This window comes from Ottowia flava (assembly GCF_008017535.1).
Classification (GTDB): Bacteria; Pseudomonadota; Gammaproteobacteria; order Burkholderiales; family Burkholderiaceae_C; genus Ottowia; species Ottowia flava.
In genome coordinates this window covers 94,422-116,684 of sequence record NZ_VRUA01000003.1, presented here as the reverse complement: position 1 = coordinate 116,684, position 22,263 = coordinate 94,422, and the positions used below count along the sequence as shown (strand labels likewise).

Sequence of the window (22,263 nt, the reverse complement as noted above, 5' to 3'; positions counted from 1 at the left end):
TTCAGGGGGCGAGCAGGGTGGCCAGCTTCAGGCTGGCGTCCGCGGCCTGCTCGGGAGTGACAGGGGTGCCGGCGGCCAGGAGCTTGCGAGCGGCCATGTGGTCCGCGGGGCTGTTGATCGATTCCACGGCGGCGAGCCGCCCGGCGCGGAAACGGAAGACGGAGAACTTGCCGCAGGCGCGGTCACCCCGCAGCACCGCGCTGTCGCCGGCCTCGGACACTCCCGCGATCTGCAGGCGGTTGTCGCCCTGGTCACTCCAGAACCAGGGCACCTTTGAGTAGGGCGTGCCCCGGCCGGCAAGGCGGGCGGCGACGCAACGGGCCTGGTCGACCGCGTTCTGCACGGATTCCAGCCGCACCGGCGCCGCGAGCCACGTAGTGGGGTAGCGGGCACAGTCTCCGATGGCGGAGATGGCGGGGTCAGCGGTCAGCAGGTGCGCGTCGACCACGATCCCGTCCTGGACCGGCAGGCCGGCCTGGCGTGCCAGTTCCACATTGGGCTCGACGCCGACGCCGACCACCACCAGGTCGGCCTCGAAGTCGTCGTCGCGGCTGGTCTGCACGCGGGCGACCCTGCCTTCACTGCCGCTGAACGCGATGACGCCGGTTTCGAAGCTGAATTGCACCCCGCGCTTGGCCTGGGCGTCGGCGAGGTAGGCGGAGACGCCGGCCGATACGCAGCGCTTGAGGACGCGGTCAGCGAATTCGATCACGCGCACGTCCAGGCCCATGTCCGTGCCCACGGCGGCCACTTCCAGCCCGATGAAGCCGCCGCCCACGACCACCAGGCGACGCACCTGCGGCAGCAGGGCCAGCATGGCTTCGGCGTCGGCGCGACTGCGCAGGGGCAGGATGCCGGGAAGATCTGCGCCCGGTACGGTGGGAATGCGCGCCCGCGCTCCGGTGGCCAGCACCAGGTGCTCATAGGCGAGCGAGGCACCGGAGGCCAGGCCGACACGGCGCGCCGCGCGATCGACGCTGGTGACGCGCTCCGGCGCCAGCAAGGCAATGCCTTGCTCCGCGTAGAAGGCCGGCGGGCGCAGTTCGATCTGTTGCGCTTGCGCTTTTCCAGCCAGGAAGCCCTTGGACAGCGGCGGGCGCTGGTACGGCAGGCCCGGCTCATCGCCAATGAGCGTGATGCTGCCCTGGTACCCTTCCTCGCGCAGCGAGGCGGCGACCTGGAAGCCGCCCTGTCCGCCGCCGACCACGATGACGCCTGCCTGGACCATGCCGTTCAGACCTGGTGCGAGGGGATGTGGACCACGATCTCTTCCACCCCGGGCTCCAGCACCAGCTGGCAGCTCAGGCGGCTGTTTTCGCGGCGGCCGCTGGCGGCGCTGTCCAGCATCTCGTTCTCGACCTCGCTGACGGGCGCCACGACGGCTTGGCTGGCCTCGTCGAGGTACACGTGGCAGGTCGCGCACATCGCGGCGCCGCCGCACTCGGCGACGATGCCCGGGATGTTGTTGGAAACGGCGGTCAGCATGACCGTGGCGCCGGGAGCGGCGGCAATGGAGCGGCGGGCGCCGTCCGGCTGGACGTACGTGATCTGGGGCATGGACGCCTCTTGACGATGGGTGGAAGGGGAAAGGGCCGGACAGCCTGGCGCTGCCGCCGGCTCAGGCGGCGGTGACGCTGACGGGCATGCTGGTGTAGCCGCGGACCGAGTTGTTGTAGTGGATGACCGGCGGGCCCTCGAGGTGGATCTGCCTGACCCGCCTGGCCAGCGCGGTCAGGACGATCTCGCCCTCCAGGCGCGCGATCATCTGGCCGGCGCAGCCATGGATGCCGGTGCCGAAGGCGAGGTTGCCGGCCGCCCGGCGGCTCACGTCGAACCGGTCAGCGGTCTCGCCCCAGCGGCGCGGATCGCGGTTCGCGGAGCCGATGAAGACGCAGATCTTCTGCTCGTTCCCCATGGGCACGCCGGCCACTTCGACGGCCCGGGTGGTGGTGCGGTAGAAGGAGTGGAAGGTACTTTCGTAGCGCAGCACTTCCTCGAGCGCCTGCCGCGCCAGGGCGGGGTTCGCGTGGACCAGCGCCCATTGATCGGGATGGCGCGAGAAGGACAGGATGGCGTTGCACAGCGTGAACACCGTCGTGTCGAGGCCGGCGGAGAGCAAGGTGCGCACCAGCATCGGTGCTTCTTCCGGCGCCAGCAGGCCTTCGTCGGCGGCCTTGTACAGCTGCGCGCCGAAGCCGTCCGGAGTGAGGTTCTCGCGCTTGCAGACCTCGGCGATCCAGTCCGATGCGCCGCCCTGCAGCCTGGCGAAGCACGCCTCGAAGCGCTCGTTCACCGGGCCGAACGCGTTGAACACCATGTCGCCGTACGGCAGCAGGTACTGCTCGCGTCCTTCGGTGGGGATGCCGACCGCGTCGGCGAACACCTTGAGAGGATAGGCTTCGCACAGGTCCTCGACGGCGTCGAAGCGCCCCTTCTCCAGGATCTGGTCCACCAGCAGTTCGGCCTGGCGCTCGAAGGTGGGGCGCAGCTTGTTGATGTTGGCCGGCGCCAGCAGGCCGCCCACGACCTTGCGGGTGCGCGCGTGCATGGGAGGATCGACCTCCAGGATGATGCTCGGCTTGCGCCACGGCTCCGTGGTGTGGAAGTTGGCCAGGCCGACGCCTGCGCTCGAGCAGAACGTCACCGGATCGCGCAGCACCGCATCGATCTCGGAATGACGCGCGATGCCGTAGGCGTCGTAGCGGCTCAGGTAGAACACCGGCCCCAGCTCGCGCAGCATCTCGTAGTGCGGATAGGGGTTGTCGAGGACTGCGTCCGAGTAGGGATCGAAGTCGGTGACGGGGGCATTCACCTCGCGGCGTTCGAGCGTCTGAGCGCTGGTCATTCGTTTATTCCTTGTCTCATCAGCAACACCCTGGTTGGCGAAAGGCGTAGTGAAGTCTCGTTCCAGCTTTGATCAGAGTCAATGATTTCGGCTATATTGTTCGCATATCGAACCTTTGGAGCGGAAAATGGCGGCGGTTCTCGGCGCAACGCTGGAAGAAAAGAAGGAAGAAAAGGAATACGTGATGGGGCTCGAGAAGGGCCTGGCCATCATTGAGGCCTTCGGCATCAGCAAGGGTCCGCTGACCCTGACGCACGCGGCAGAGATCACCGGACACACGAAGGCCGCAGTGCGGCGCAGCCTGTTGACGCTGTGCAAGCTGGGATATGCGCAGCAGGACGGCCGGCATTTCAGGCTGGCGCCGCGCTCGCTGCGCCTCGGGCATGCGTACGTCGCGTCCGACCCCCTGACGAAGGTCGCCCAGCCCATCCTCGAGATGACAAGCGAACTCACGCGCGAGTCGGCATCCATGGCGGTGCTGGACTCGCAGGATGCGGTGTTCGTGGCCCGCTCCACCCACAGGCGCAGCCTGTCCAGCGGCCTGGGCGTCGGCGCCCGGCTGCCCGCCTACTGCAGTGCGACAGGACGCGTGCTGCTGTCGGAACTGCCGCCCGCGGATGTCGAGTTCATGTTGAACCGGATGGCGCGTCCCGCCTTCACGCCGCACACCTGCACGGACGTGCGCGAGATCATGAAACAGGTGGCCCTGGTGCGCGCCAACGGTTACGCGCTGAGCGACCAGGAGCTGGAAATCGGACTGCGCTCGATCGCCGTGCCCATACGCAACGGCCGCGGCGAACTGATCGCGGCGATGAGCCTCTCGGTGGCGACCAGCCGCATGACGCGCGAGCAGGTGGTCGAGGAACTGCTCCCGGAGATGGAAACCGCACGGCGCAACTTCGCCTCGCTGCTCTGAGCGCGGCCCGCGCAAGCGACCGCCATTGCGGCGCTCCGCGCGGGTGCCAGGTCCGCATGGAAGGAGACTATTCCGGGGGGAGGCGAGCGGACAGGCTTGCACCCGCCCGGTGAAGGTGCGGCAGCATCTGGGCCCGGAATTCCGAGAAGCGCATCCGGTCCGCTCGAACGGAAATGCTCAATCCGGCGATGGTCTTTCCGCTCCGGTCGGTGACGGGCACGGCAATGGAACGCACGCCCAGCTCCAGCTCTTCGTCGCTGGAAGCCCAGCCCTGCTCGCGGCACTTCTCCAGCAACACGAGGAGTTCGTCCAGGTCGTACGTCGTTCGGGCCGTCAGCGGGATGCGCTCCATGCTCTGCAGCTTGCGTGCTGCTTCGTCGCGCGGCATACCCGCCAGCAGCACTCGCCCGAGCGCGGAGCAGTACGCGGGCAGGCGCGCGCCGATGCCCAGCCCGGTCGCGAGGGTGCTTCGGGTGATCGAGCGCGAGAGGATGATGACATCGTCGTCCAGCAGCTTGCCCAGGGAAGAGGACTCCTTCGTACGCTCCGCCAGGGCCTCCATGACAGGCTGGGCAAGCTGCGCCGTGGGCCGGGAGGTGAAATAGGCATGCGCGATCAGAAGCGTGCGCGGGGCCATCCAGTAGCGCTTCCCGTCCGATTCCAGGAACCCCGATGCGAGCAGGGTGTGCAGCGCCCGGCGTGCCGATGCCGGCGTGCTCCCCGTGCGACGGGCCACTTCCGAGGGGGTGAGCCTGCTTGCTTCACGCCCGAAGCACGTGAGGATCTCCAGGCCCTTTTTGAGGGCGACCACGATGTTCCTGTCGTGCGGATGGACGCTGGCGGCCAACGGGGCAGGAGGGATTTGGCGCATAGCGCCATTTTGGCTTTGCCGGCGCACCCGCCGCCCACAGAATTTCGCCGCATCCCGCGCTGCACGCGTGAACTCCGGCGTTCTCACCCTGGAAATACGATGAAGAATCTTCTGCTCTCCGTGATGGTTGCCCTCACTCCGCTGCTCGCCGGCCCGGCCGCCGCCCGGACGCCGGAGTTTCCAACCGGCCCGATCACCATCATCGTTCCCGTTGCCGCAGGTGACGGCTTCGACTCCGCCGCCCGTATCCTGGCGGAGAACCTGGCGACGCACCTGCGCACCCCGGTCCTGGTCGACAACCGGCCCGGTGCCGGCGGAGCCCTGTCGGTGGCCGAATTGCTCCGCGGGCCAAGGGATGGGCAGAAGGTGCTGATGGCCATCAACGCATCGCTCACCTTCAGGCCCGTGCTGCAGGCAGCCAGCACGAACTACGATCCGTTCAAGGACTTGCAGCCCGTCAGCCTGGCCGAGCGCACGCCCAGTGTGCTCGTGATCGTGAACGGACTTCCGTTCACTGACCTCAAGGGCCTGGTCGAATTCGCCAGGAACAATCCGGGCAAGGTGCGGCTCGGCACCGCCGGCCAGGGTTCCATCGGCGACTTCGACGTCGAAATCCTGAACGGCCTGACGAAGGCCGGCATCCTCTCGGTGCCCTTCAAGGGCTCGGGGCCCGCCATCACCGCCATGCGCGGCGGGCATGTGGAGGGCGTGATCGTCTCGCTCGGGTCGGTCAGCGGCACGCTGAAGGCAGGCGCGGCGAAAGCCATCGCGCTGTCCGACAAGTTTCCCGGCTACGAGTCGGTTCCCACGTTGAAGGAACTTGGATACCCACAGGACCTGATCGGCGTCTGGACGGCCTTCGTCGTGCCGGCGGGCGTGCCGGAGAGCACGCGCAAGACGCTCGAGGAGGCATTCGCCAGGTCACTCCGGGATCCGGCGGTGAACGCGCGCATCCTGCCGCTGGGGATCCTGAACGACTACCAGCCGCCCGCGCGTGTGATCACCATGATGCGCGAGGAGACCGCCGTGGTGAATGACATCGGCAAGAAGCTCGGCCTAGCAAAGTAAGGAATCAAGAGATGCTGAAACTGGACATTCCCCCCAAGTACAAGGCAGCAGCCGTCCAGGCCGCCCCGGTGTTCCTGGACCTCGACGCCAGCGTGGACAAGGCCTGCGCCCTCATCCGCCAAGCTGCATCGCAGGGCGCGAAGCTGATCGCGTTGCCCGAGGTCTTCCTTGCCGGTGGGCCGTACTGGGCATGGCACCTTCCCATGGGCCGGGGCGGTGCCTTCTCGGCCGAGTTGTTCCGCAACGCGGTGGAGGTGCCTGGACCCGTGGTCGCCATGCTCGGACAAGCAGCTCGCGAGGCCGAGGCCTATGTGGTCATCGGTGTCAATGAGCGTGAAGGCAAGACGCTCTACAACACGCTGCTGTATTTCAGTCCCGGCGGGGAGCTTCTCGGCAAGCACCGCAAGTTCAGACCGACCGGGCCCGAAAAACTGGTCTGGGGTGACGGCGACGGGAGCACCCACGAGGTGTATGACACTGCCGTCGGCAAGCTCGGCGGGCTGATCTGCGGCGAACATACGATGTCGCTGCCCGCATACACCTTGGCCGCCATGGGTGAACAGGTCCATGTGGCCGCGTGGCTGGGGTTCACGCTGGCGGACCGCTCGCTCGCCGAGATCTGCTCCCGTTATCACGCCATCGCTCACAACAGCTACGTTCTTTGCAGCCAACTGGTGGTTGGGCAGGACGTGCTGGATCGGCTGGGGCTGACGCGCGAGCAGCAGCCGGTGAACGCCTGGACGGCGATCATCGAAGCGGGTAGCGGAAAACTGTTGACGGAACCGCTGGCCTGGGACGAGGAAGGCATCGTGTACGCGGACATCGACCTGGCCGCGGCAATTCCCAAGTACTTCATCCATGAGTCGACGGGGCACTACTGGCCAAAGCCGTTCAGTGTGGTGTTCGACGACCGTGCAAAGACGCCGGTGCGACGGTTGGCGTCCCCCCTGCGAAAGTCTGCGGACGAAGAGGCGCCGGACCAACCGGACTAGCCGTACCCGCCCCAGTGCGGAGCAATACGCCGGGAGCCGCGCGCCGATACCCAGACTGGAGCTGCATCCGCCATGCAAGCTCTTTATGTCGCCTCCCCATAAGGGGGCCGCCTACAGTTGAAGAGCTTGTTCCAGCTCAGCGTGTCTTGGTAGCCGGTGCAGTCGTTGGGTAGTACGTCTTCGTCGATCTCGTCCAGGAACTCGTTGAAGATGTTGTAGAGCATCAAGAAGTAGATGCTCTCGGGCGAGTTCTCCTGGTACACCGAGGCGATGTGTTCGCAAATCTGCGCAGTCACGTCCTCTAGCTTCTCGGGGTCGTTCCAAATCTGGTCGAACAGGCTGAGGTAGGTGGCGGCAAAGGCGGGCTCGTCCATCTTGTTGACGAGGTTGGACACCGCGTTGCCTTGCTGATAGCCCAAGTCCACTGCCGTGAAGCCGTGGAGCGGCATGTAGGCGGTATCTGTCCCGTTGGCCTGCACAACGGCGAAAGGCTGCATGGGGGCCTTGATGCGGTTGCTCTTGAATCGGGCCTTGCGGCGCATCCAGTCAGCGCACTCCTTGGCGATGGCGCGTTGGGTCAGCTTATTGCGCAGTTGAATCTCGAATTCGCTGCCGTACAGGCTGCGCTCGCGGTCGAGCTTGGGGATGTGGAATTCCTTGCGCTCTTTGCGAATCTTGTCGGTGACCTCGCTGACCGTAAAAGTGGGCGAGGTGAAGATGAAGCTGAGTTCGTCGATCTTCTCCAGCTCGGCCTTCAAGGCCTCGAAGGCGTACATCGAGAAGCACGAGGCGGCGATCTTGAGCCGTGACTTGGGCTTCAGCGTCGCTTTGATGTCGTCACCCAGCAAACGGGTGATGTTGTCAATCAGTTCCATGTTTCTTCTTCCGCTCCCCAGCGTTGATTTGCGCTTGAGGCGCTGCCTCTAAGCTGCGTGCGAGGAGGCGCGGCTGACCCTCGACCACGGTGACGCTCGCGCCCGCCGCCGTCAGCGCCGCCGCAACTTCCAGCCCGATGAATCCGCCGCCGATCACGCAGGCCCGCCGGCTGCGGCCCAGCGCAGCCTGCACGGCGATGGCGTCGTCCAGCGTTCGCAACTCGTGCACGCCCTGGAGATCGGCGCCGGGCACGGCCAGCGGCCGGCAACGCGCACCGGTGGCGAAGGCGAGCCAGCCGTAGTCCAGTTCGCTGCCGTCGGCCAGGTGCACACGCTGCGACGAGAGATCGACGCCCGTGGCCCTTGTGCCCAGGCGCAGCTCGATCGCCTGCTGGGCATAGAAGTCCGGGCCGCGCAGTGCGAGCTGGTCGGCGGCGGTCTTGCCGGCGAGCAGGCCCTTGGACAGCGGCGGCCGCTGGTACGGCGCGTGGCGCTCGTCGCCGAGCAGCACGATCGGCGCCTCGAAGCCCAGCTCTCGCGCAGAGGCCGCGAGCTGCACCCCGGCATAGGACGCACCGACGATGACCAGCGCATCGGCCATCAGACCTGCGTCTCCGGCACGCGCACGGTGAGGCCGTCGAGTTCCGCTGTCAACGGGATCTGGCAGCTGAGCCTGCTGTTGGGCGCGCGCTCGCTGGCCGTGCCGTCCAGCAGTTCGTCTTCCATCTCGTCCGGCGGCGTCAGCCGGTCGACGAAGGCCTCGTCGACATAGACGTGGCAGGTCGCGCACGAGCAACTGCCGCCGCACTCGGCGTCGATGCCGCGGATGTTGTGCTGGATGGCGGTCTCCATCACGCTGGCGCCGAGCTTGGCCTCGACGCTGCGCGTGCTGCCGTCCTTGAGGATGTAGTGGATCGTGGGCATTTATGTTGAGGGATGTCGCTTGCGCAGGCTCGGCGTCGCCTCGCATGGCGCGGTGCCGAAGGCCGCGGAGCAGGCCATGCCAGGGCACCCGCGGAACTGGCTCTGCCAGGCCGCTGGGTGCGCCCCCTTCGCGCAGCGGAAGGGGGTTGGCGGAGCGCGCAGCGCGGAGACTGGGGGATTCATCATTCACTCAGAACATGTCGAAGTACTCGCGGTGCTCCCACTCGGTGACTTCGAGGTTGAAGCGCGCGATCTCGGCCTGCTTGATGTGGCAGTAGTAGTCGACGAAGTGCCGTCCCAGCCCCTCCACCAGTTCGGCATCCGCCTGCAAGGCCGCCAGCGCGGCGTCGAGCGTCCGTGGAAGCTCCTCCGCCGGGGTTTCGTAGGGCGCGTCGGCCGACGGCCCGGGGTCCAGCCCGCGCTCGACGCCATCCAGCCCCGAGAAGATCTGCGAGGCGAGGTACAGGTAGGGATTGGCGGTCGGCTCGCCGATGCGGTTCTCGATGCGCGAAGCGCTGTCGCCCGGCGCGCCGAGCACGCGCAGCATGGCGCCACGGTTGTCCTGCGCCCAGATGGCGCGATCGGGCGCGAGCGAGAACGGCCGGTAGCGGCGATAGCCGTTCAACGTCGGGCTCGCCAGCGCCGCGGCACCGCGAGCATGGGCCTTCAGGCCCGCGAGGTACTGCATGCCGAGCGGACTCAGCGGGAGTGCAGCGTCACCGTTCGCGTCGGGCATGAACGCGTTGTCGCCGCCCTTCGCATGGCGCAGCGACTGGTGCAGGTGCCAGCCGCTGGACATGACGCTGGGAATGCGTGGACGGCACATGAAGGTGGCGTGGTAGCCGTGGCGCTGGCAGATTTGCTTGATCGCGCTGCGCAGCAGCACCATCGTGTCGGCAGGCGCCATGCCCACCGTGGGGCCGAACACCAGCTCGAACTGGCTGGGGCCGAACTCGATCTCCAGCGAGTGCAGCGGCAGGCCCAGCGCCTGCAGTTGGGTGCGCAGCAGCTCCATGAGCCCATCCACGCGGTCGTAGCGCAGCTCGGTCAGGTACTGGTGGCCGTGCGTGAGCAGCGACACGGCCGGCGGCGTGCCCGGCTGTCCCGCATCGGCCAGGCGCATCTGCGCATCGTCGAGCTTGAACACGTGGAACTCGACCTCCAGCCCTGCCACGAATTCCAGGCCGCGCGACGCGAGCCGGTCGATCGCGCGCCGCAGGATCTGCCGGGTGTCGAAGGGGCAGCGCCGGCCGTTCTTCATGAACGCATCGCACAGGACCCAGCCCGTGCGGGGCGCCCAGGGCAGCATGCGGAAGGTGGACGGGTCGGCCAGGACCGTGAAGTCGGCGCCGCCCTGCAGCCCTTCGAGCGCGAAGCCGCCGCCGGCCGAGAAGACCGGGAACACCGAGCGGTGCGACGTGTCCTTGGCCAGCAGCGTGGTCGTGAGGTTCACGCCACGCGCCAGCGCCCCGCGCGCCGCTTCCGCCACCAGGGTCTTGCCGCGCAGCACGCCGTGCTGGTCGGCCCAGGCGAAGCGAAGGACGTCGAGCTCGCCGGCGTCGATGCGCCCGACGATCTCGCTCGCCTGGGCCTGTTGTTCGTCGCTCCAGAGACCGAAGCGTTCGGCAAAGGCGCTCATCTCAGGCCGCCAGGCGGGCCGAGGCCCAGTCCGAAGCCTGCCGCCGGGCCCGGTCGGCCTCTTCGCAGTAGCTGGCCGCCCTGTCGGCGGCCGCCACGCCGTCGATCGACGGCGGACCGGTCAGGGTGCCGGCGTCCTCGGCCGTGGGTTGCATCGGCACGGCTTCGCCCGCCTGCGCCGCCTCGATGGCTTTCACCAGCATCCGGCGGTACAGCATGATGCCCTTATCGGTCGTGCCGAGGTGCTCGCGGGTGCGGTCCTGGATCGGCCCCATCGATTCGCAGGCCCACTGGTCGTGCACGTTGATGTCCTGGCCCATGCCGGTGTAGGTCTGGGTCAGCTGCTCCTCGACGCTGTAGCCGTACTCGTTGCGCTTGTTCTTGCGCGAGGTGTACAGCGGCAGCTCGATGGTCTGCAGGCGCTGCTCGCGCATCTGTTCCTTGTCCACCGGGCCGGAGAAGCTGGTGAAGATCGCGTACCAGTAGCAATGCGTGTCGTCGACCGGCACGTGCCACTGCGAAATCGTCATCTCCGAACTCATCGGGATCACGAAGGCCTGCGGAAAGACGACGTTGGTCACGCGCACGTGCGTCTGCTGCTCGGAGAGCTTGCGCAGCGTGGTCAGCTTCATGCCGTACGGCGCCGGCTCCGCGGCGATGTCGGGCCGGTCGTATTCGCGCAGCACCTGCGTGATGGCCAGTTCGGAGTCGGCCGAGGCACCGCGGAACTGCTTGCCGTAGCTCTCGGAGGTGTCCTCGTCCTCGTAGAAGCGGTGCAGGAAGGAGGCATGCGCCGGGTCCATGCCCACCTCGAGCGCCTGCAGCCAATTGCACTCCCACAGTCCCTTGAACGCGAAAGTGTGGCTGTCGGGCGCGACGAAGCAGTCGAACTCGGGAAAGGCGGGGGGCTCGCCCTCGCCGATGTACGCAAAGACGATGCCGCTCTTCTCCACCACCGGGTAGGCGCCCTGGCGGATGCGCGTGCACAGCTTGCTGCCCGCCGGCTCGGCCGGCGTCTCGAGGCATTGGCCGGTGGCATCGAACAGCCAGCCGTGGAAGGCGCAGCGCAGGCCGCCGTTTTCGAGCCGGCCGTAGGCCAGGTCGGCGCCGCGGTGGGGGCAGTCACGATCGAGCAGGCCGACCCGGCCGGACTCGTCGCGGAACAGCACGAAATGCTGGCCCATGAGCTGCACCGGCCGCAGCGGGCGCGGGCCGCGCAACTCCTCGGACAGGGCCACGGGCTGCCAGTAGCAGCGCAGCAGGGTGCCGGCGGGCGTGCCGCGTCCAGCGCGGGTGATGAGGTCGTTTTGTTCGGCGCTGATCATCGTGAAGCTCCAAGCCTTTCAGTCAATGCATTCAGTTGTATGCATTGGGATGCATTGGGATGCATTGTCGTGAAATATGGCATCGGGTCAACAATTTTTTGTGGAGAATCAATGCACTGATTCGGAACATGCTGCACTAAATGAGGAAAAAGTCGCCGCTCGGTGCGTCTTTCGCTTGCTGATGCATGCATGATCCGCGCCAGAGATCGATTCATGCGTACACCAGACGACCCGCCTAGAATTTGCTTCGATTACTGCATACAAGGAGATGTAATGGATGCCTCCCTCCCCACGGGGAAGTCGATCGCAGCAGGAGCTCGGAGATGATCAGCGTAGCCGTTGCGGGAAGCTGGTTTGTCCGCAGGACAAGGTGGAGCCTCGACTGGATACGGCATCAAAGTGCCCATGGCGTGATAGACCGAGGTCTTCACAAACACCAGCAAGGCTCCGTCATGCATCGTAATTCAGCACAAGGCGCAGGACAAATCATCGGCCAGATGGGTGGGCTGCAAGTCATCGGCCTGGACATCGCCAAGAGCGTGTTCCAGCTCCACAGCGTGGACATGGCCACGGGCGAGATCGTCAACCTGCAGCTCAAGCGGGCCAAGGTGCTGGAGCACTTTGCCAACCGTGCGCCGTGTGTCATCGGCATCGAAGCCTGCGGCGGCGCGCACCACTGGGCGCGAGAGCTGACGGCGCAAGGCCACACCGTGCGGCTGATCCACGCCAAGGCCGTGCGCCCCTTCGTGAGTGGCAACAAGACCGACGCCACCGACGCACGGGCCATCTGGCTGGCGGTACAGCAGCCGGGCACCAAGTTCGTGGGCATGAAAACCCTGGCGCAGCAGGCCACGCTGACCTTGCACCGCCAGCGCGAGATGCTCATGAAGATGAAAGTCATGCAGATCAATGCGCTGCGCGGCCTGCTCTACGAGTTTGGTGCGACGTTCGCGCGAGGCAGGAATGCGCTGTTCAGCGAGATCGAGGCCACCTTGGAATCGTTGGCCAATTCCATGCCGCAGTACGTCGCCGACAGCCTGCGCGAGCAGGTGCAGCGCATCAAGCAACTGGGCGCGGACATCAAGGCCGTGGAAGTGCGGCTTACCGCAGTCCTGCGCACTGACACGGACATGAGGCGCGTGGCGCAAATACCGGGCGTGGGTCTGCTGACGGCCACCGCGGCGATCGCCACGATGGGACAGGCCAAGGCATTCAAGTCGGCGCGCGAGTTCTGCGCCTGGCTGGGCCTGGTGCCCAAACAGCGCGGCACGGGCGGGCGGGTCAATCTGCTGGGCATCTCCAAACGGGGCGACACCTACTTGCGCACCTTGCTCATCCACGGCGCGCGCTCGGTGCTCACGCATGCCAAGGAGCCTGGGCCGTGGCTGGAGCAACTCAAGGGCAGGAGGCCGGCCAACGTCGTGATCGTGGCGCAGGCGGCCAAGATGGCCCGAACGATCTGGGCCGTGACGGCCCGGCAACAGGACTACCAACGGGGCTACCAGAGCATCAGGCGGCAAGCGGCGTGATGCAGGTAGCTGAATATCAACCCAACCCAAGAAAGGGTATGTGAGCCTTTGAAGGCGATGAGGCAGCGACACGCGAAGTGATGTGAAACAGGTCAGACCGGGACGAGCCAAACCTGAATGGCTTGCAGGACTTCAACAGTCCGTCAAGGAGATGAGGCGCTCGTCAGCGGATTACATCGGGGCCAGTGGGCCGCAGGGGCAACCCAGCACCCATACCACAGGCCGGATACAAGGCAGCAGCCGACTTCTTCACACAGCGATGCGGGTTACTACTCATTGCCGGGAGGCATCCATACAAGAGCCATGGATTCCCAACAGTCACGTGTCCTGGTTCAACTGCGCGACCTGATCCTCAAGGGTGAGTTCGGCCCTGGCGAGCGGCTCGCAGAGATCCCCCTGGCCGAAAAGCTGGGCGCCTCACGCACGCCGGTGCGCCTCGCGCTCGCCAGCCTGGAACACGAGGGCCTGATCGAGCCCTCCCCCGCCGGTGGCTACCAGATGCGGCGCTTCACCTCGCAGGAAATCGCGGATGCGATCCGCGTTCGGGGTGTCATCGAGGGCTTCGCGGCCCGCCTGCTCGCCGAGGACGGCGCGCCCCGACAGTTGCTGCGCGAGTTGCACGAGTGCCTGGACGCGGGCGACAAGGTCGTGAACAAGCCCACCATGGAGCTGGACGATTACGCCGGCTATGTGGAGATGAACGACCGCTTCCACGCCATCATCATCCAGGGCTGCGGCAACGCGTCGGTGCGGCGCATCATGGAGATGCTCGACAGCCAGCCCTTCGCGGCACCCAGCGCCATGCTGCCCATGCAGTCGTCGATGCGCGAGGGCCAGCAATGGATGCAGCAGGCCCACCGCACCCACCACGCGCTGGTGCAGGCGATCGAGCGCGGCCAGGGCTCGCGGGCACAGGCCCTGGGCGAGGAGCACGTCGAGATCGCCCGTATGAACCTCGACTACGCGCTCGAACGCCCCGAACTGGCGGCCGAGCTGATGCCCGGGATGAAACTGGTGGCAGGCCGCGGCCGCTGAAACACCAGTGCGCCGCGGCCCTTCTTCAGCGGCGCATCCAGATCAGCGCAGCAGGCCCTCGATCACGGCCCATTCCTCGGCCGTCACCGGCGTGATCGACAGCCGGTTGCCCCGCTGCAGCAGCCGCATGCCGGCCAGCGCGGGCACGGTGCGCAATTCGGGCAGGCCCAGCAGGCGCGTCTTGCGCAGGGCCTGCACGTCGAGCAGCAGCCAGCGTGGATCGTCGGCTTTCGACTTCGGGTCGAAGTAAGGCGAGTCCGGCTCGAACTGGGTCGGATCCGGCTTCACACCCGACGCGACGCGCGCGATGCCGGCGATGCCCGGCTCGGGACAGCTCGAGTGATAGAACAGCACGCCGTCGCCGATGTGCATGGCGTCGCGCATGAAGTTGCTCGCCTGGTAGTTGCGCACGCCGGTCCAGGGCACGGTGCGCTGCGGCGCCGCCAGCGCGTCGTCGATCGAGCACTCGTCGGGCTCGGACTTCATCAGCCAGTACTGTTGGGTCGCGGTCATGGGCGGATTGTGCGTTCCGGTTCAGCCGCGATGCAGCAGCACGGGCACCGACGACACCAGCAGCGCCAGCCCCGACACCGTGAGCAGCCCCAGCACGATGCGGCGGAAGGCCAGCTCGCTCAGCCCGATGTACAGGCGCGCGCCCAGCAGCACCGGCACCAGCACGCACACCGCGACCACCGCGAGCAGCGGCAGCATGCGCACCGTGACGTTGCCCGCGCTGACCTGCAGCGTGAAGGCGACGGCCAGCATGGCCAGGTTGAAGTTCTGGATCACCGAGCGCTGCGCGTCGCGCGCCATGCCGCGCAGGGTGCACCACAGCGTGGGGATGGGCCCGGTGAAGCCGCCCACGCCGCCGCAGATGCCGCCCAGCAGGCCCGACACCGCGTCGGCCAGCCGCCCGCCCCAGCGCACCTGCGGCAGGTTGCGCGCGAACAGCATCGCCAGGCACCAGGGCACGAGCAGCCCGCCCAGGCAGGCCTTGAAGATCACGATGTCCAGCCGGGGCAGCAGCCACACGCCCAGCGGGACGCCGAGCAGCCCGCCGGCCACGAAGGGCCGCAGCACCCGCCAGTCGAAGCCGCGGCGCACGGTGGCGGCAGCGATCAACTGCCCGGTGAGCGCGCCGAAGGTGGAAAGCACGGCGGCGAGCTGCGGCTCCGGCCCCCAGCCCCAGAAGGACATCGCGACCAGCCCGAAGGCGAAGCCCGACAGTCCCTGCACGAAGCCGGCCACGCCGGCACCGAGCGCCACGAGGAGGTAGAGCGACGCGCCGTCGGCCATGCGTCAACGCGCCGGTGCGCAGCGGTCCGGCTGCGCACGCCCGTAAACGCTACGAAAAAGATAGCGGCTCGCGCAGGAGCAGCGGGCGCTGGGCCCACTTTTGGCTTGGAAGCGATGCGCGTCGCGACCGCCGCGGCGCATCAGGCCGGCACCGCCGGCAGCGCCTCGCGCCGGGCGCGGCGCACATTGAAGGCGCTCGCGATCAGCACGCCCTGCACCAGCGCCAGGCCGACGATCACACTGGTGTACTGGCCCGCGTCCATCAGGCGGCCGAAGATCAGCGGCGCCACCGCTTGCCCGATGTCCAGGCCCGCATAGACCACGCCGTACACGCGCCCGCTGGCATTGGCCGGCGTCGAGCGCTTGACCAGCAGGTCGCGCGAGGGCCCCGCGATGCCGGAGGCGAAGCCCATGGCGCCGAAGAGCACCGGCACCACCACCGGCGGGAAGTCGGCCAGCGCCATCACCAGCGCAAAGGCAGCCGCGATGCCGAAGCCGACGCCCACGATGCGCTCGCAGCGCGAGGGGTCTGACGCCAGGAAGCCGCCCACCACCATTCAACTTGCGAGGCTGTTCACTTCTGGGCGCGGTTGCTCGCTAGAAAGTTCGCAGACGATCCGCGCTTCGACCAGGCGTGGGTCGAGAGCGCAATGACGGCTTATCAGGCCGAGCATGACTTCGCCGCGATGAGCTGGTCGCAACAGCTCGCGTTCGAGCGCGGCTGCTTCGCCACGTTGCTCGCTGTCGAACACGACACCGTCAATCACCGCCTGGTTCTCTTTGGGGTCGGCGACTCGGTTGCTGTGCTCCTTGTGGGCCTGGAAGTCGTGCGCGCGTGGCCGCTGGACCACCCTGACAGGTTCAAGGAGCGGCCGACGCTGCTGTCCACGGTGTCCGCTGCTTTCATCGTGAGTCAAAGGGTCTCGAGCGGCGCTACGCGGCCATATCCAAGAAGCTCGCGAGCCTGCGCTCGCCGTACTTCCTAGACTTCCAGTTCCAGCCTCAAGGCATCCGAGTCGATGGCGCCGCCTACCCGGTGGTCAAGATGGCTTGGGCGAGTGGAACGACGCTGGGCGAGTTTCTTGAGGACAACCTCAGGAATCCGGCGGCGCTTGGTCGGCTCGCGGACGCCTTGGCTCACCTCGCCGCCTACTTGCATAAGGAGGGCAGCCGTGTGGCTGCAATACTCGGCCAACCGCAAAGGCGAGCATCCGCAGCGGCACCTGCGCCACTGGCGCGGCATCCTGCAGGCCGACGCCTTCGCCGGCTACAACGCTCTGTACGAGGATGGCGGCATCATCGAGGCGGCCTGCTGGAGCCACGCGCGCCGCAAGTTCTGGGACATCCACGAGCGGCAGCACCTACTGCCCGGAACACTGGCGCACCAGGCGCTCGAGCGCATCGGGCGGCTGTTTGCGATCGAGGCCGACATCCGGGGGCGCCCACCCGATGAACGATATGCCGTCAGGCAAGAGCGCACGCGCATCGAACTCGATGCGCTCAAAGCCTGGCTCGATCAGGCGCTGTCGCAGCTATCGGCCAAATCGGCCTTGGCCGGCGCGATTGGCTACACGCTGACGAACTGGCGCGCGCTCACGCGTTTCGTGGGCGATGGGCGCATAGAGGCGCACAACAATGCCGCCGAGCGGGCGCTGCGCGCGGTAGCGATCGGTCGCAAGAACTATCTGCATCTTGGCTCCGATGCGGGAGGTGCGAGCGCGGCGGTGTTCTACACGCTGATCGGCACCGCCAAGCTCAATGCGATCGAGCCGCAGGCGTATCTGCGCTATGTCCTTGAGCGCATCGGCGAGCATCCGATCAATCGTGTCGATGAACTGCTGCCTTGGGCCGTGGCCGATCGAATGAACACCGAGCGCGCTCTGCCATTGGCCGCCTGACAGCACAGCGCCCGCGCGGGCAAAATCGGTGTCCATGCGCCTGCACCTGACTCTGAAGGACTTGCCGATGGCCACCAGCGCCGAGCTGTACCAGCTCAGTTGGGTCATCGAGCAGTTGCTGGCCGATCCGCGGCGCATCGTGCAGGCCCGAAGCCACTTGCATCTGGGCCAGCAGGTGCAGTACTTCAACTGGGACGACGGCAAGCAGCGTGCGGCGCGCGTGGTGTCGGTCAAGCACCATCGCGTGACGGTGCAGGATGAAGCGAGCGGGCGCCACGTGAGCTTGCCCTACGCGGCGATCTCGGTGGAGGTTGCCGCCACGGCAAACGCGGGCGACACGGCGCATGAGGCCTCCGAACTCGCACCGCCGCCCGAGGTCGGTCGGCGCGAGGACTTCCGCGTAGGTCAGCGCGTGAGCTTCATCGATCGCGATCTGCAGCATCGCATCGGACTGATCGTGCGCATCAATCAGCAGACGGCCACTCTCGATTGCGACGGGCAGAGCTGGCGCGTGGCATTCAGTCTGCTTCGACATATCGTCGACGCTTGAAAACCGCAGGCTGTCAATGACGGCCTACGGCGGACTATTACATAGCGACAGGCGCGGCGTTCGCTGATGGCCAGTTGCTCGACCATCCTGGCGACCGCTTCGCGCCTGGCCTGCGGGGTCAGCGCTTTACCCCGAAGCCCACCTTCAGCGCTTCGATGTGCAGATGAGCCTCGGCCAGCAGTTTCTTGAGCTTGGCGTTCTCCGACTCAACTTCGCGCAGCCGTGTGGCCTCGCTGGCCTGCATGCCGCCAAACTTGGCGCGCCACTTGTAGAAGGTCGCATCGCTGAAGCCGCCCAGGCGGCACAGCTCCTTGACCGGCATGCCGGCTTCAGCCTGCTTGAGGAATCCGATGATCTGCTCGTCGGTGAATCTGCTCTTCTTCATGTCCGTTCTTCCTTGGAAAACGGACTCTACTAACCTTCACGTGGCACCCCGGATGGGGGGCAGGTCAGGGGAATCGAGCAGGGGTACTGGCATTTGCGCCCCAACTTTGCCGATGCCGAATGCGACCAGGCCGCACGCAGTCCAGCGACGCAAAGTGCGCAGGTTCTGATTCATGATGCGTTCCTTTCTGAACGACGTTGCAACCACCACTGCTGGCGTTCCAACAGAGCCTGCAAATGGGTTTCGCTGGGCGCACTCCTCGGCGGCCAGTCAGGCGGCATACCGGGCTGAGGGCGCGGCGCCACGCGCAAGGCCAACAACTCCAACCGCTTCGGAAAATTCCGCAACAGGTCGGCAGCGACGGATTGCTCCTGCCCCATGATGGCGTTGACACACAGCAGCAGGTCTTGCGCGGCCTTGCGCAGATCGGCTGCCAGCGCATCGGCTTCAATGGTGTTCATGGCTTGCCTTCCTCTGTATCGGGCGCATCTAGTGGCTGTATCCGCAGCCCGGCATAAACGAAAGCACGAACCTCTGGGGCGTAGGCGATGAGCTCCCCGCCATCCCACAAAGACAAGGTGCAGACCGTCAGGCCCGTGCGCAAGAATTCTTGGCGCACGTATTGGGCCAGTGCCTCCAGGTCGTGCAGGGCAACGTTTTGCGGCACCTCTGCCGCAGAAATCACCAGATCGGTGGGCGGCACATGCACCAGCTCCAGGCCCATGCGCTGAAACGCCAGCACCAGCAGGGAGCGTGACGGTTCCTGGTCAAGGTAGTGCGGCAGCGCGGCCAGAGCTTCGTCATAGTGCAACGGCTTGCGCTTGGCCATGATGAATTCGCGCAACCGCTCAAACACGTCGTCAAGCGCCCGCAGGCCCCGGGAGCTGATCCTGGCGCCAATGTCCCTGTTCTCATTCAGCTCGCTATAGGCGTCGCTGGTCAGCCAGGCACGACGCACCACCGTGTCCACTACGCAGTGCAAGATGTTCTGCGCCAACCCGTCGGTGTGCTCCACCAGACCGAACTCGATGGTGTCCAAGCCATTGAGAGTGACCGTGGCCCACAGGCCATTGTGCTCGTCGCCATGCAGGCACTGCGCGGCCATGCCTTGCAGGGGAATGATGAAGCCCAGCTCTTCCAGCTTGGCCAGCAGCATCTCCACCGTAGCGTTGATGGACGCAGGCTGTGGAGGTGGAACACTGGTATCCGGTGGTGCCTCGGGCTGCGCCGGTGGCAAGCGCCCACCAAACCGGGCCTCGTACCAGTCGCCCAGGATATCGGTGGCGAGCTCGGACTCACGCAAGCCTCGGGCCTTGGCTTCGTGCCGGATGGCGTCCGTCAGGCGCACGTCCAGCATCCAGTTGGTTTGCGCCATGGCGCCCTGGGCCTTTTTGCGCTCGCGGTAGCGGCGTTGGTATTCGGCGGAGGTCTGCCTGCCGGTGCGTGGTCGTGCCATATGCTTGATTATTTAACAACACTAGTTAAACTAAATATCCATGAAATTGCCGTTCCATGCAAGCCCGTGCCTGTGACCACAATCTTTTGCGGGAGACGCGCGTGACAACCAACAATGACCAGCCCATGAGCCAGAAACAGGCCGACGCCCTGCGTCAGGAGTGGGCGTTGCTGCTCAAACTGGGCTACGCCAGCCAATGGACGCCAGCGCAAAAAATGGCGCGCCAGGATGAAATCACTGCCCTGCTGCTGCAGGCGGGGCAGGCGCTGCCACGGGCATTGACTCAGCAGGAATTTCTGGCCAGCGCACGCGAGGTCGAAGAGGCCTTGCTTATGGCGTGCCTGGAGATTGCCCGCAGCCTTCGCAACATGCCTTGCACGGCGAAGGAGGCCAATGTGATGTGCGTCGCGGCGATGGTTATCGGCAACGGTTTTCCTGTTTCACAAAAACGCCTGATGGACGCTGCGACGAGATATTTCGAGGTGCATGCAGACGCGAAAGTGGAGACAGCCGAGGTTGTCCGACGCGGCTGGGTTTTGAATTTGCCGCGCCTGCGCGATCGGTTAGAGCGCAAATTGCAGGCTGCGGGGGCGCAATGATTTACTTTTTTGGAGATGTCCACGGCCATTTCGACCATGTGCTGGAGGTCGTCGCCAGAGATCGCCCGGCCGCCATCGTGTTGCTGGGTGATTTGCAAGCGCAGCGCCCGCTGGAAGCGGAACTCGAATTCATCCTGGAGATGACCGAGATCTGGTTCATCCATGGCAACCACGACACCGACTCCGATGCTGACTACGACCATCTATTTGGCTCGGCGCTGGCAGATCGAAACCTGCACGGCCGCGTGGTCGTGGTCGATGGCGTGCGCATTGCCGGGCTGGGTGGTGTGTTCCGTGGGCAGGTGTGGGCGCCACCGGCTGACTGGCTGTACGAGAGCTCCAAGGAATTCACAGCGCGTTGCGGCAAGGGCAATCGTTGGCGAGATGGCCTGCCGCGCAAGCACCGCAGCTCTATCTTTCCGGAGGATTACTTTCGCCTGGTATCGCAACGTGCCGATATTCTGGTGACACACGAGGCACCCAGCGCGCATCCGCATGGCTTTGATGCCGTTGATGAACTGGCGCGCAGTATGCGGGTTGGCAAGGCGTTCCACGGCCACCACCATGACTGCCTGGACTACAGCCGCGATCACGCGCGGCTGGGGTTTGCGGCCTTTGGCGTGGGGTTTTGCGGGGTGACCGACATGAACGGCGGCTGCATTCGGCCCGGAAAGTTTGACTATGCGCGGGCAGGACGCCTGCGGTAAAAGGAATGTATGAAAGACCCCCGTCAAGAGCGCCTTGGCCGCCTGCAGCGTGAATACCACCGTCACCACCCATGGCGGCTCGGGCCTGGCGGTTTGTTTGTGCCCCACAGCTATGCGGAGGTCAAGCCGGATGCGCTGTCCTGGTGGGATGACGTAGGCTTCATCCTTAACGGCAGGCGCGTCATCGTCTGGTGGCGTCACCCACGTTGCGTGTACCACGACGCCCTTGAAGAGCTGGCAAGCGAGCAGGCTGGCGAGTTCCCGTTCGATGACTGGCTGACGAAAGGCGCGATTCCGAACTACCGCAAGGTAGGTCGATCGCGCAAAAAAATCGTCAGCTACACTTGCCGCCCACCATCGCAGGCGTCGCGCGAATATTTTCAGCGCCTACAAACTCTGGAGGAAGAGCTTTCCGCTCAAGGCATTGACTGCGATGTGCGCCCCAGCAGCAAACGCAAGCGTTTGTCCTGGGCAACCGGGCTGGATTTGGTGGCGCCACTGAAGGTGCGCAACGAACAAGAGCTTACGGTCGTGGCCGACCTGGCTCGCCGCCTGCTGCTGGGACAGACCACGCTGGAGCGGGAGTTTGCAAACTACCGCTACACCAAGGAAAGCTGGCTATCGGAGGCAGCGTCCAGACCTTAGCCTTGGTGCGCGGGCGGGAGACATCATCGACTCTGACGCTCCTGAGCCTGCAAGACCTCCAGCTTTCCAGACAGTCTGGCTGCGTCGGCAATGGCTTTCTCGGCCTTGGACTGCATCTCGGCGCTTAACACCCGCTCGCGCTCCAAAAGCTCGGTCAGGCTATCGGCGCGTTTTTGCGCCTCAGCCAATGCCGCCTGCGCCGTATCGGTGGCGGCCCGTGCTGTGTGCAGCAACACCTCCTGTTGTTCAAGCCGCTTGCGTGTGGACTCCAACTCAGCCGCCAATTGATCAGCCCATTCGGTGGCTTCCTTCTGCGCCTGCTCCGCCTCGGCCTTCGCGCTCTCGAAGACCTCCCGTTCTTTGGCTAGGCGATCATTGGCCATGCTGATCGCTACGGCCCATACATCGGTGCCCAGCTGATGGAATCGCTCCATGACGGCGGCGGGCGCCGCCTCACGAACCGGCGTGGCCGCTGCCTGCTGCATTGCCCGCCACGACTTCATTGCCTCGCTGATGGTGGTGAAGCTTCCTCCTCCCAGCGCCGAGCGCACGGCGGCCAGTGTTGGCTGCTGCCCGGACTCCGAGAGCCGATCGGCAGCGGAAAAAACATCATCGATGCTGATGGCCATAGAATTCTCGCATGTAGATAGTAGAGCTATACAACATACTATAATATAGATGAATATCTTCTTTCACAATCCTGGTATCA

At 65.8% G+C, this 22,263-nt stretch carries 24 protein-coding genes and 3 pseudogenes; 10 read left to right on the top strand and 17 right to left on the bottom strand.

Translation table 11 applies throughout. From position 1 onward, the window contains the following. Window position 1: 1 nt before the first annotated feature. The 3 genes from FVQ98_RS04715 to FVQ98_RS04705 form a co-directional block, all read right to left on the bottom strand. Window positions 2–1,228 (bottom strand): NAD(P)/FAD-dependent oxidoreductase, encoded by a 1,227-nt coding sequence (locus FVQ98_RS04715; protein WP_147912281.1) that lies wholly within the window; start codon window positions 1,226–1,228, stop codon window positions 2–4. A 5-nt stretch (window positions 1,229–1,233) separates the two neighbouring features. Continuing rightward, window positions 1,234–1,557, bottom strand: a complete 324-nt coding sequence (locus FVQ98_RS04710; RefSeq protein WP_147912280.1) for a 2Fe-2S iron-sulfur cluster-binding protein — start codon at window positions 1,555–1,557, stop codon at window positions 1,234–1,236. 61 nt (window positions 1,558–1,618) lie between these two features. Continuing rightward, window positions 1,619–2,845, bottom strand: a complete 1,227-nt coding sequence (locus FVQ98_RS04705; protein ID WP_147912279.1) for a cytochrome P450 — start codon at window positions 2,843–2,845, stop codon at window positions 1,619–1,621. 127 nt (window positions 2,846–2,972) lie between these two features. Between FVQ98_RS04705 and FVQ98_RS04700 the strand changes: the two genes are divergently transcribed. Further along, window positions 2,973–3,761 (top strand): IclR family transcriptional regulator domain-containing protein, encoded by a 789-nt coding sequence (locus FVQ98_RS04700; RefSeq protein WP_255507629.1) that lies wholly within the window; start codon window positions 2,973–2,975, stop codon window positions 3,759–3,761. Between the two features lie 67 nt (window positions 3,762–3,828). Here the strand turns inward: FVQ98_RS04700 and FVQ98_RS04695 are convergent, their stop codons facing one another. Next, window positions 3,829–4,608 carry an IclR family transcriptional regulator domain-containing protein gene (locus FVQ98_RS04695; protein WP_255507628.1) on the bottom strand — a complete coding sequence of 260 codons (780 nt, stop codon included), beginning with the start codon at window positions 4,606–4,608 and terminating at the stop codon, window positions 3,829–3,831. Window positions 4,609–4,731: 123 nt separating this feature from the next. On the opposite strand from FVQ98_RS04695, the gene FVQ98_RS04690 reads away from it, so the two are divergent. Together FVQ98_RS04690 and FVQ98_RS04685 are read left to right on the top strand one after the other, a co-directional pair. Continuing rightward, window positions 4,732–5,700 (top strand): Bug family tripartite tricarboxylate transporter substrate binding protein, encoded by a 969-nt coding sequence (locus FVQ98_RS04690; RefSeq protein ID WP_187265629.1) that lies wholly within the window; start codon window positions 4,732–4,734, stop codon window positions 5,698–5,700. 11 nt (window positions 5,701–5,711) lie between these two features. Beyond that, window positions 5,712–6,692, top strand: a complete 981-nt coding sequence (locus FVQ98_RS04685; RefSeq protein WP_147912276.1) for a carbon-nitrogen hydrolase family protein — start codon at window positions 5,712–5,714, stop codon at window positions 6,690–6,692. 83 nt (window positions 6,693–6,775) lie between these two features. Here the strand turns inward: FVQ98_RS04685 and FVQ98_RS04680 are convergent, their stop codons facing one another. From FVQ98_RS04680 to FVQ98_RS04660, 5 genes are all read right to left on the bottom strand, one after another. Next, entirely contained in the window at window positions 6,776–7,567 is a 792-nt protein-coding gene (locus FVQ98_RS04680) for a phospholipase D-like domain-containing protein (protein ID WP_147912275.1), read from the bottom strand. Further along, a complete protein-coding gene (locus FVQ98_RS04675) occupies window positions 7,554–8,168 on the bottom strand; it encodes an NAD(P)/FAD-dependent oxidoreductase (RefSeq protein ID WP_147912274.1) in 615 nt (204 codons plus the stop codon). The genes FVQ98_RS04680 and FVQ98_RS04675 overlap by 14 nt, the downstream gene beginning before the upstream one ends. Beyond that, window positions 8,168–8,491, bottom strand: coding sequence for a 2Fe-2S iron-sulfur cluster-binding protein (locus tag FVQ98_RS04670; protein WP_147912273.1), 324 nt, complete (start codon window positions 8,489–8,491; stop codon window positions 8,168–8,170). Before FVQ98_RS04670 ends, FVQ98_RS04675 begins: the two co-directional genes overlap by 1 nt. A gap of 190 nt (window positions 8,492–8,681) precedes the next feature. Further along, window positions 8,682–10,130: a glutamine synthetase family protein gene (locus FVQ98_RS04665; protein WP_147912272.1), complete on the bottom strand. Its 1,449-nt coding sequence runs from the start codon at window positions 10,128–10,130 to the stop codon at window positions 8,682–8,684. Between the two features lies 1 nt (window position 10,131). Next, complete coding sequence (locus FVQ98_RS04660) at window positions 10,132–11,454, bottom strand: aromatic ring-hydroxylating dioxygenase subunit alpha (RefSeq protein ID WP_147912271.1); 1,323 nt, start codon at window positions 11,452–11,454, stop codon at window positions 10,132–10,134. A gap of 497 nt (window positions 11,455–11,951) precedes the next feature. On the opposite strand from FVQ98_RS04660, the gene FVQ98_RS04655 reads away from it, so the two are divergent. Continuing rightward, complete coding sequence (locus tag FVQ98_RS04655) at window positions 11,952–12,983, top strand: IS110 family RNA-guided transposase (protein WP_059896278.1); 1,032 nt, start codon at window positions 11,952–11,954, stop codon at window positions 12,981–12,983. 303 nt (window positions 12,984–13,286) lie between these two features. Continuing rightward, window positions 13,287–14,018, top strand: a complete 732-nt coding sequence (locus FVQ98_RS04650) for a GntR family transcriptional regulator (RefSeq protein WP_137949519.1) — start codon at window positions 13,287–13,289, stop codon at window positions 14,016–14,018. A gap of 42 nt (window positions 14,019–14,060) precedes the next feature. On the opposite strand, the gene FVQ98_RS04645 is transcribed toward FVQ98_RS04650, so the two are convergent. The 4 genes and pseudogenes from FVQ98_RS04645 to FVQ98_RS19590 all read right to left on the bottom strand — a co-directional run bounded on the left by FVQ98_RS04645 (window position 14,061) and on the right by FVQ98_RS19590 (window position 16,231). Beyond that, window positions 14,061–14,531, bottom strand: a complete 471-nt coding sequence (locus FVQ98_RS04645; protein WP_147912270.1) for an EVE domain-containing protein — start codon at window positions 14,529–14,531, stop codon at window positions 14,061–14,063. Window positions 14,532–14,552: 21 nt separating this feature from the next. After that, window positions 14,553–15,314: a sulfite exporter TauE/SafE family protein gene (locus tag FVQ98_RS04640; protein WP_147912269.1), complete on the bottom strand. Its 762-nt coding sequence runs from the start codon at window positions 15,312–15,314 to the stop codon at window positions 14,553–14,555. A gap of 140 nt (window positions 15,315–15,454) precedes the next feature. Further along, window positions 15,455–15,871: pseudogene (locus FVQ98_RS04635) on the bottom strand (MFS transporter); the annotation flags it as partial. Beyond that, window positions 15,872–16,231: a hypothetical protein gene (locus tag FVQ98_RS19590; protein WP_187265646.1), complete on the bottom strand. Its 360-nt coding sequence runs from the start codon at window positions 16,229–16,231 to the stop codon at window positions 15,872–15,874. Between the two features lie 192 nt (window positions 16,232–16,423). On the opposite strand from FVQ98_RS19590, the pseudogene tnpC reads away from it, so the two are divergent. Both tnpC and FVQ98_RS04620 read left to right on the top strand, forming a co-directional pair. Continuing rightward, a pseudogene (tnpC, locus tag FVQ98_RS04625) lies at window positions 16,424–17,212 on the top strand (IS66 family transposase); the annotation flags it as partial. A gap of 67 nt (window positions 17,213–17,279) precedes the next feature. After that, complete coding sequence (locus tag FVQ98_RS04620; RefSeq protein WP_255507627.1) at window positions 17,280–17,762, top strand: hypothetical protein; 483 nt, start codon at window positions 17,280–17,282, stop codon at window positions 17,760–17,762. A gap of 26 nt (window positions 17,763–17,788) precedes the next feature. Here FVQ98_RS04620 and FVQ98_RS04615 read toward each other — a convergent pair. From FVQ98_RS04615 to FVQ98_RS04605, 3 genes and pseudogenes are all read right to left on the bottom strand, one after another. Beyond that, window positions 17,789–18,147 (bottom strand): annotated as a pseudogene (locus FVQ98_RS04615) (transposase); the annotation flags it as partial. 170 nt (window positions 18,148–18,317) lie between these two features. Beyond that, complete coding sequence (locus FVQ98_RS04610) at window positions 18,318–18,608, bottom strand: hypothetical protein (RefSeq protein ID WP_147912267.1); 291 nt, start codon at window positions 18,606–18,608, stop codon at window positions 18,318–18,320. Further along, a complete protein-coding gene (locus tag FVQ98_RS04605; RefSeq protein ID WP_147912266.1) occupies window positions 18,605–19,603 on the bottom strand; it encodes a hypothetical protein in 999 nt (332 codons plus the stop codon). Before FVQ98_RS04605 ends, FVQ98_RS04610 begins: the two co-directional genes overlap by 4 nt. Before the next feature lie 101 nt (window positions 19,604–19,704). Here FVQ98_RS04605 and FVQ98_RS19995 point away from each other — a divergent pair, with 101 nt between their 5' ends. From FVQ98_RS19995 to FVQ98_RS04585, 3 genes are read left to right on the top strand one after another with little or no spacing between them, the layout of a single operon-like run. Further along, window positions 19,705–20,202 (top strand): hypothetical protein, encoded by a 498-nt coding sequence (locus FVQ98_RS19995; protein ID WP_255507626.1) that lies wholly within the window; start codon window positions 19,705–19,707, stop codon window positions 20,200–20,202. Beyond that, window positions 20,199–20,909 (top strand): metallophosphoesterase family protein, encoded by a 711-nt coding sequence (locus FVQ98_RS04590; protein ID WP_147912265.1) that lies wholly within the window; start codon window positions 20,199–20,201, stop codon window positions 20,907–20,909. Before FVQ98_RS19995 ends, FVQ98_RS04590 begins: the two co-directional genes overlap by 4 nt. Window positions 20,910–20,918: 9 nt before the next feature. Continuing rightward, entirely contained in the window at window positions 20,919–21,554 is a 636-nt protein-coding gene (locus tag FVQ98_RS04585) for a hypothetical protein (protein ID WP_147912264.1), read from the top strand. A gap of 23 nt (window positions 21,555–21,577) precedes the next feature. Here FVQ98_RS04585 and FVQ98_RS04580 read toward each other — a convergent pair whose 3' ends face one another. Beyond that, the gene (locus FVQ98_RS04580) at window positions 21,578–22,183 is read right to left on the bottom strand and encodes a DNA-binding protein (protein ID WP_147912263.1); all 606 of its coding nucleotides are present in this window, start codon (window positions 22,181–22,183) and stop codon (window positions 21,578–21,580) included. Window positions 22,184–22,263: the final 80 nt, after the last annotated feature.